Below are 5,619 nucleotides of genomic sequence, written 5' to 3' on the forward strand. Positions count from 1 at the left end.
CCCGCCGCAGGTTTGCCCCGTCGCACAGCGAAGGGGTCGCAGATTGGGGGTCGCCTTTTCTTTGGTAACTTTCTTTTGGCGAAGCAAAAGAAAGTTACTCGCTCGCCGGGCGACTCCCGGCCTCCGCCTTCAACCCAGGCATGCGATCCAATCAGCAACCACAAGAAAACGCTACAAAATCAATAGCTATCAGCCCATATCCCACTAGCGCATCCAGCCAAAATCACCCCAAAACCCCAGACACCAGCCTCACCACCCGGTCACACCGCGCCGCCAGCGACTCATCGTGCGTCACCATCACAAACGCCGTGCCCTGATCACGCGCCAACTGCAGCATCAAGTCGAAAACGCCGTCAGCCGTACTCCGGTCCAGATTGCCCGTAGGCTCGTCCGCCAGCACGCAAGCAGGCCGCGTCACCAACGCCCGCGCAATCGCCACCCGCTGACGCTCACCGCCCGACAGCTCGGCCGGCCGGTGCATCAGCCGCTCCTTCAAACCGACTGACGCCAGCACCCGCTCCGCCTCCGCATGGCACTGGGCCAACGGCAGGCGGCGGATGCGCAGCGGCATGGCCACGTTGTCCAGCGCACTGAACTCCGGCAGCAGGTGGTGGAACTGGTAGATAAACCCCAGGTGCTGGTTGCGCAGCTGCCCCTGGCGCTCCGCCGACAGCGACGACATCTCTTCGCCCTTCAGGCGCACCGTGCCCGCCGTGGGTGCATCCAGCCCGCCCAGCAGGTGCAGCAAGGTGCTCTTGCCCGAGCCCGAGGCGCCCACGATCGCCAGCGTTTCGCCTGCATGGATCTGCAGGTCCACGCCCTTGAGCACGGTCACATCCAGGCGGCCTTCGGTGAAGCGTTTGGTCAGGCCCTTGGCTTCCAGCACCACCGGGTGGCTGTTGGTATAGGGGGTGGGGTTACTCATAACGCAGCGCCTCGGCAGGGTTCACACGGCTGGCGCGCCAGCTGGGGTACAGGGTGGCCACAAAGGCCAGCACCAGCGAGATGACCGCAATGGGCACGATGTCGCTGCTCTGCGGCTCGCTGGGCATCTTGCTGATGAGGTAGATGTCCTTGGGCAAAAAGCTCGCGTTCAGCGCGCGCTCGATGGCCGGCACGATCACGTCGATGTTGAACGCGATGCCAAGGCCCAGCAGCAGGCCGACCAGCGTGCCGATCACGCCCACCATCGCGCCCTGCACCACAAAGATGCCCATGATGCTTTTGGGGCTGGCACCCAGCGTGCGCAGGATGGCGATGTCGGCGCGCTTGTCAGTCACCGTCATCACCAGCGTGGAGACCAGGTTGAACGCGGCCACGGCCACGATGAGCGTGAGGATGATGAACATCATGCGTTTTTCGAGCTGCACGGCGGCGAACCAGGTGCGGTTTTGCTGCGTCCAGTCGCGGATCAGCAGCTGGCCGCTCAGGGACTGCGCCAGCTGCTGCGCCACCTCGCGGGCCTGGTGCAGGTCCTTGAGCTTGAGGCGCACGCCCGTGGGGCCTTCCAGGCGGAAGATGCGCTGCGCGTCCTCATGGTGCAGCAGCACCAGGGCCGAGTCGTATTCGTAGTGGCCGGAGTCAAACGTGCCCGCCACCGTCATCTGCTTGAGGCGCGGCACCACGCCAGCCGGCGTCACCTGGCCGGCGGGCGCAATCAGCGTCACCGGGTCGCCGACCCGCACGCCCAGGGCACGGGCCAGCTCGCCCCCCAGCACCACGCGGAACTCGCCGGGCACCAGCAGGTTCAGCGTTTTCTCATTGGTGGCAGCCAGGTCGGTCACCGCGCCCTCCAGGGCCGGGTCGATGCCGCGCACCAGCGCGCCCTTCATGTCTTCGCCACGCGCCAGCAGGGCCTGGGCCGCCACAAAAGGTGCAGCCCCGATCACATTCGGGTTCTTCTTGGCCTCGGCCAGGGTGAGCGCCGGGTCGGGCAGTGCGGCCCCCAGGGGCGCAAAGATCTCGATGTGCGAGACCACGCTGAGCATGCGGTCGCGCACGTCCTTCTGAAAGCCGTTCATCACCGACAGCACGATGATCAGCGCCGCCACCCCCAGCGCAATGCCCAGCATGGACACGCCCGAGATGAACGAGATGAAGCCATTGCGCCGCGTGGCGCGGCCCGCGCGTGTGTAGCGCCAGCCCAGGGCCAGTTCGTAGGGAATTTGCATGGATTAGGAAAGAAGGGTCCGTACGGTGCGGAATGCACGCTACGGGCCGGGCCGATTGTGGCATCCCGGACAATAGAGCGAGTGAAACACTTTTACATACCCACGTTGGGCCTCCAGGCCAGTGATCGCAAGGCGCGGGCCGCCGCCAAGGCTGAGCGCCTTGGCAAGGTCCGCAACGCCGCGAGCGCTGGCCTGGAGGCCCAACCCTTCGGGAAAGCCGGGGAAAGGCCCGGCCACTGCGTTGCAGCCCGCTTGCGGTATCCCAACCGCTGCGCGTCCTGCGCCTTGTTGCCGGTCCTTTCCCCGGTTTTCGTGGGCACGTAAAAGTGTTTCACTCGCTCTAGCCATGTCGGATACCACCCATTTGCTCATTCCCTACGCCGCCAGCGCCTCGCCGGGATGCCAGCAAGCCCAACAGGGCCTGGCCCTGCCCCACCTGGACCGGCTGCTGGCCCGGCTCAGCCCCCATCCCGCCCAGAGCGACAGCGGCGAAGAAACCAGCTTCTCTGCCCCCCATGAACGCGCCCTGGCCCGCGCCCTGGGCCTGCCCGCGCAGGACGGCCGCATCCCTTGGGCCGCCTGGCACCGCCACCAGCAAGGCCTGACGATCCACGGCGAGGCCTGGGCCTTCGTCACCCCCTGCCAGTGGCAGGTCAGCACCGACCACGTCACCCTGCGCGACCCCGAACAGCTGGGTCTGGACGAAGCCGCGTCCCGCGCGCTGCTGGCCATCGTGGCGCCCTGGTTTGCCGAGGACGGCATCACCCTGCACTACGACCAGCCCACGCGCTGGCTGGCCAGCGGGCCGCTGTTTGCCGACCTGGCCACCGCGTCGCTGGAGCGTGTGCTGCTGCGCGACGTGCGCGCCTGGATGCCCGACGTCAAACAAGCCCGCACCCTGCACCGCCTGCACAGCGAGATGCAGATGCTGCTGTACACCCACGCCTTCAACGACGAGCGCTCAGCGCGCGGGCTGCCCATCGTCAACTCGTTCTGGGTGCATGGCACGGGCACACTGGCTGGCCCACCGCGTGCCACTGTGCCACCCCACATGCCCACCACCCTGCGGGACGCCGCCTTGCACGACGACTGGCGCACCTGGGCCAGCGCCTGGGCCGCGCTGGACGCAGGCCCCGTGGCCGACCTGCTGCGCCGGGCCGAAAGCGGCATGCCCGTGCAGCTGACCCTGTGCGGCGAACGCAATGCGCTGGGCTTCCACACCGCTCCACGCAGCCTCGCACAGCGGATTCAAGGTCTTTTTCGCCCCATGCGCTGGTCGAATATGCTGGTGCAGCTATGAAAATAATAGCAAGGGACATTCCGCCCCGCGCCGCCTGGGCGCTGGAGCAGGCCGGCGTGCACCCGCTGCTGGCGCGCCTGTACGCCGCGCGCGGTGTGCGGGCCAAGGACGAGCTGGACGATGGCCTGGGCCGCCTGCTGCCGCCCAGTGGCGACCAGGGCTTGAAGGGCATTGACGCCGCAGCCCGCCTGCTGGCCGATGCCATGGCGCAGAACCAACGGCTCATCATCGTGGCCGACTACGACTGCGACGGCGCCACCGCCTGCGCCGTGGGCGTGCGCGGCCTGCGGCTGCTGGGCGCCCAGAACGTGGACTACCTGGTGCCCGACCGCGTGACCGACGGCTACGGCCTCACCGCCTCGATCGCCCGCCGCGTGGCCGAGCGGGGCGCTGACATGCTCATCACCGTGGACAACGGCATCGCCAGCGTGGAGGGCGTGGCCGAGGCCAAGGCGCTGGGCCTGCAGGTGCTGGTGACCGACCACCACCTGCCCGGCCCGGAGCTGCCGGCGGCCGACGCCATCGTCAACCCCAACCAGCCCGGCTGCCCGTTCGAGAGCAAGTCCATGGCCGGGGTGGGCGTGATGTTTTATGTGCTGCTGGCCCTGCGCGCCGAGCTGCGTGCGCGTGGCGTGTTTGACGCCGCCACGCAACCCAAGCTCGACCCCTTGCTCACCCTGGTGGCGCTGGGCACCGTGGCCGACGTGGTCAAGCTGGATGCCAACAACCGCCGCCTGGTGGCCCAGGGCTTGAAGCGCATCCGCGCGGGGCAGATGCCCGCAGGCATCGCCGCCCTGTTCCACGCCGCTGGCCGCAAGGCGCCCGTGGCCACCACCTTCGACTTTGGCTTTGCTTTAGGCCCACGTATCAACGCTGCCGGCCGCCTGGCCGACATGACGCTGGGCATCGAATGCCTGCTGACCGACGACGCAGGCCGTGCTGCCGAACTGGCCGCCACGCTGGATGGCATCAACCGCGAGCGCCGCGAGATCGAAGGAGGCATGCGCGAGCAGGCCATGCTGATGGCCGAGAGCCTGTTCGACGAGAGCGAAGAGCCGCCCCCCGCCATCAGCGTGTTCGACCCCGACTTCCACGAAGGCGTGGTCGGCATCGTGGCCAGCCGCATCAAGGACAAGCTGCACCGCCCCACGTTCGTGTTTGCGGCCAGCAGCGCGCCGGGCAAGGAGCATGAGCTCAAAGGCTCGGGCCGCTCCATCCCCGGCTTTCACCTGCGCGACGCGCTGGACCTGGTGGCCAAACGCCACCCGGGCGTGATCCTCAAGTTCGGCGGCCACGCCATGGCGGCGGGCTGCACGGTGGCGGAGGAATCGTTCGACGTGTTCGAGCAAGCCTTTGCCCAGGTGGCGCAGGAATGGCTGGACGCCGCCACCCTCACCCGCCGCATCGAAACCGACGGCCCGCTGGCCCCCGAATACTGCCGCGCCGACATCGTGGACACGCTGCACCGCGAGGTCTGGGGCCAGGGCTTTGCGCCCCCCACCTTCAGCGAAGAGGTGCAGATCGTGAGCCAGCGCCTGGTGGGCGAGGCCAAGAACCACCTGTCGCTCAAGCTCATCCACCAGGGCAACCCCGTGGATGCCATCTGGTTCGGCCATACCGAGCAGTTGCCTGCCCGGGTGCTGCTGGCCTTCCGCCTGGATGTGAACGAGTGGAAGGGCGAGCGCAAGGTGCAGTTTCTGGTCGAAGGCGCGCAGGTGTAGCGCGCCACCGCTCAAGCCTGCGTCGGCCCCTTGCTTCGCTGGCGGATCACGGTCACCGGCTCACCGCCCTGCCCCCAGTTCTCGGGGTCTATCTCGTCGATGATGACGGTGACACTTTCCGGCCGCTTGTCCAGCACCTGCTGCATGAGCTGGGTCACGCCCGCAATCAGGGCGGCTTTCTGGGCTGCGGTAGTCGGCAGGTCGCGGCGCGCAAGGCGGATGTTGACCAGGGGCATCGGAGAATCCTTTCAAGGTGCACCAAAACAAAAGGCAGCTCACGCTGCCTTGCTGTCAAATCGGCCGGAATACCGACCACAAAAAATAGCCGCCAGCGCTTGATGGTCATGCGCTAGCCGCTATCGATTTAGAAGCTCTCCCAATCGTCATCGCCACCCTGCGCCGCTGCCTTGGCTGCTGGGGCGGGGGC

At 67.4% G+C, this 5,619-nt stretch carries 5 protein-coding genes; 2 read left to right on the forward strand and 3 right to left on the reverse strand.

Annotation, left to right across the window (positions count from 1 at the left end; all coding sequences use genetic code 11):
- Nucleotides 1-223: 223 nt before the first annotated feature.
- Together lolD and DBR23_RS27115 are read right to left on the reverse strand one after the other, a co-directional pair.
- Entirely contained in the window at nt 224-925 is a 702-nt protein-coding gene (lolD, locus tag DBR23_RS27110; protein WP_108500135.1) for a lipoprotein-releasing ABC transporter ATP-binding protein LolD, read from the reverse strand.
- On the reverse strand, nt 918-2,171 hold the full coding sequence (locus tag DBR23_RS27115; RefSeq protein WP_056646585.1) for a lipoprotein-releasing ABC transporter permease subunit: 1,254 nt from the start codon (nt 2,169-2,171) through the stop codon (nt 918-920). The genes lolD and DBR23_RS27115 overlap by 8 nt, the downstream gene beginning before the upstream one ends.
- Before the next feature lie 346 nt (nt 2,172-2,517).
- Here DBR23_RS27115 and DBR23_RS27125 point away from each other — a divergent pair, with 346 nt between their 5' ends.
- Both DBR23_RS27125 and recJ read left to right on the forward strand, forming a co-directional pair.
- Nucleotides 2,518-3,471, forward strand: coding sequence for a phosphoglycerate mutase (locus tag DBR23_RS27125; protein ID WP_108500137.1), 954 nt, complete (start codon nt 2,518-2,520; stop codon nt 3,469-3,471).
- Nucleotides 3,468-5,192: a single-stranded-DNA-specific exonuclease RecJ gene (gene recJ, locus DBR23_RS27130; RefSeq protein WP_108500138.1), complete on the forward strand. Its 1,725-nt coding sequence runs from the start codon at nt 3,468-3,470 to the stop codon at nt 5,190-5,192. Before DBR23_RS27125 ends, recJ begins: the two co-directional genes overlap by 4 nt.
- Nucleotides 5,193-5,203: 11 nt before the next feature.
- Here recJ and DBR23_RS27135 read toward each other — a convergent pair whose 3' ends face one another.
- Nucleotides 5,204-5,428 (reverse strand): 4-oxalocrotonate tautomerase family protein, encoded by a 225-nt coding sequence (locus tag DBR23_RS27135; RefSeq protein WP_099729571.1) that lies wholly within the window; start codon nt 5,426-5,428, stop codon nt 5,204-5,206.
- Nucleotides 5,429-5,619: the final 191 nt, after the last annotated feature.

The organism is Acidovorax sp. HMWF018, from assembly GCF_003061035.1.
Classification (GTDB): Bacteria; Pseudomonadota; Gammaproteobacteria; order Burkholderiales; family Burkholderiaceae_C; genus Acidovorax; species Acidovorax delafieldii.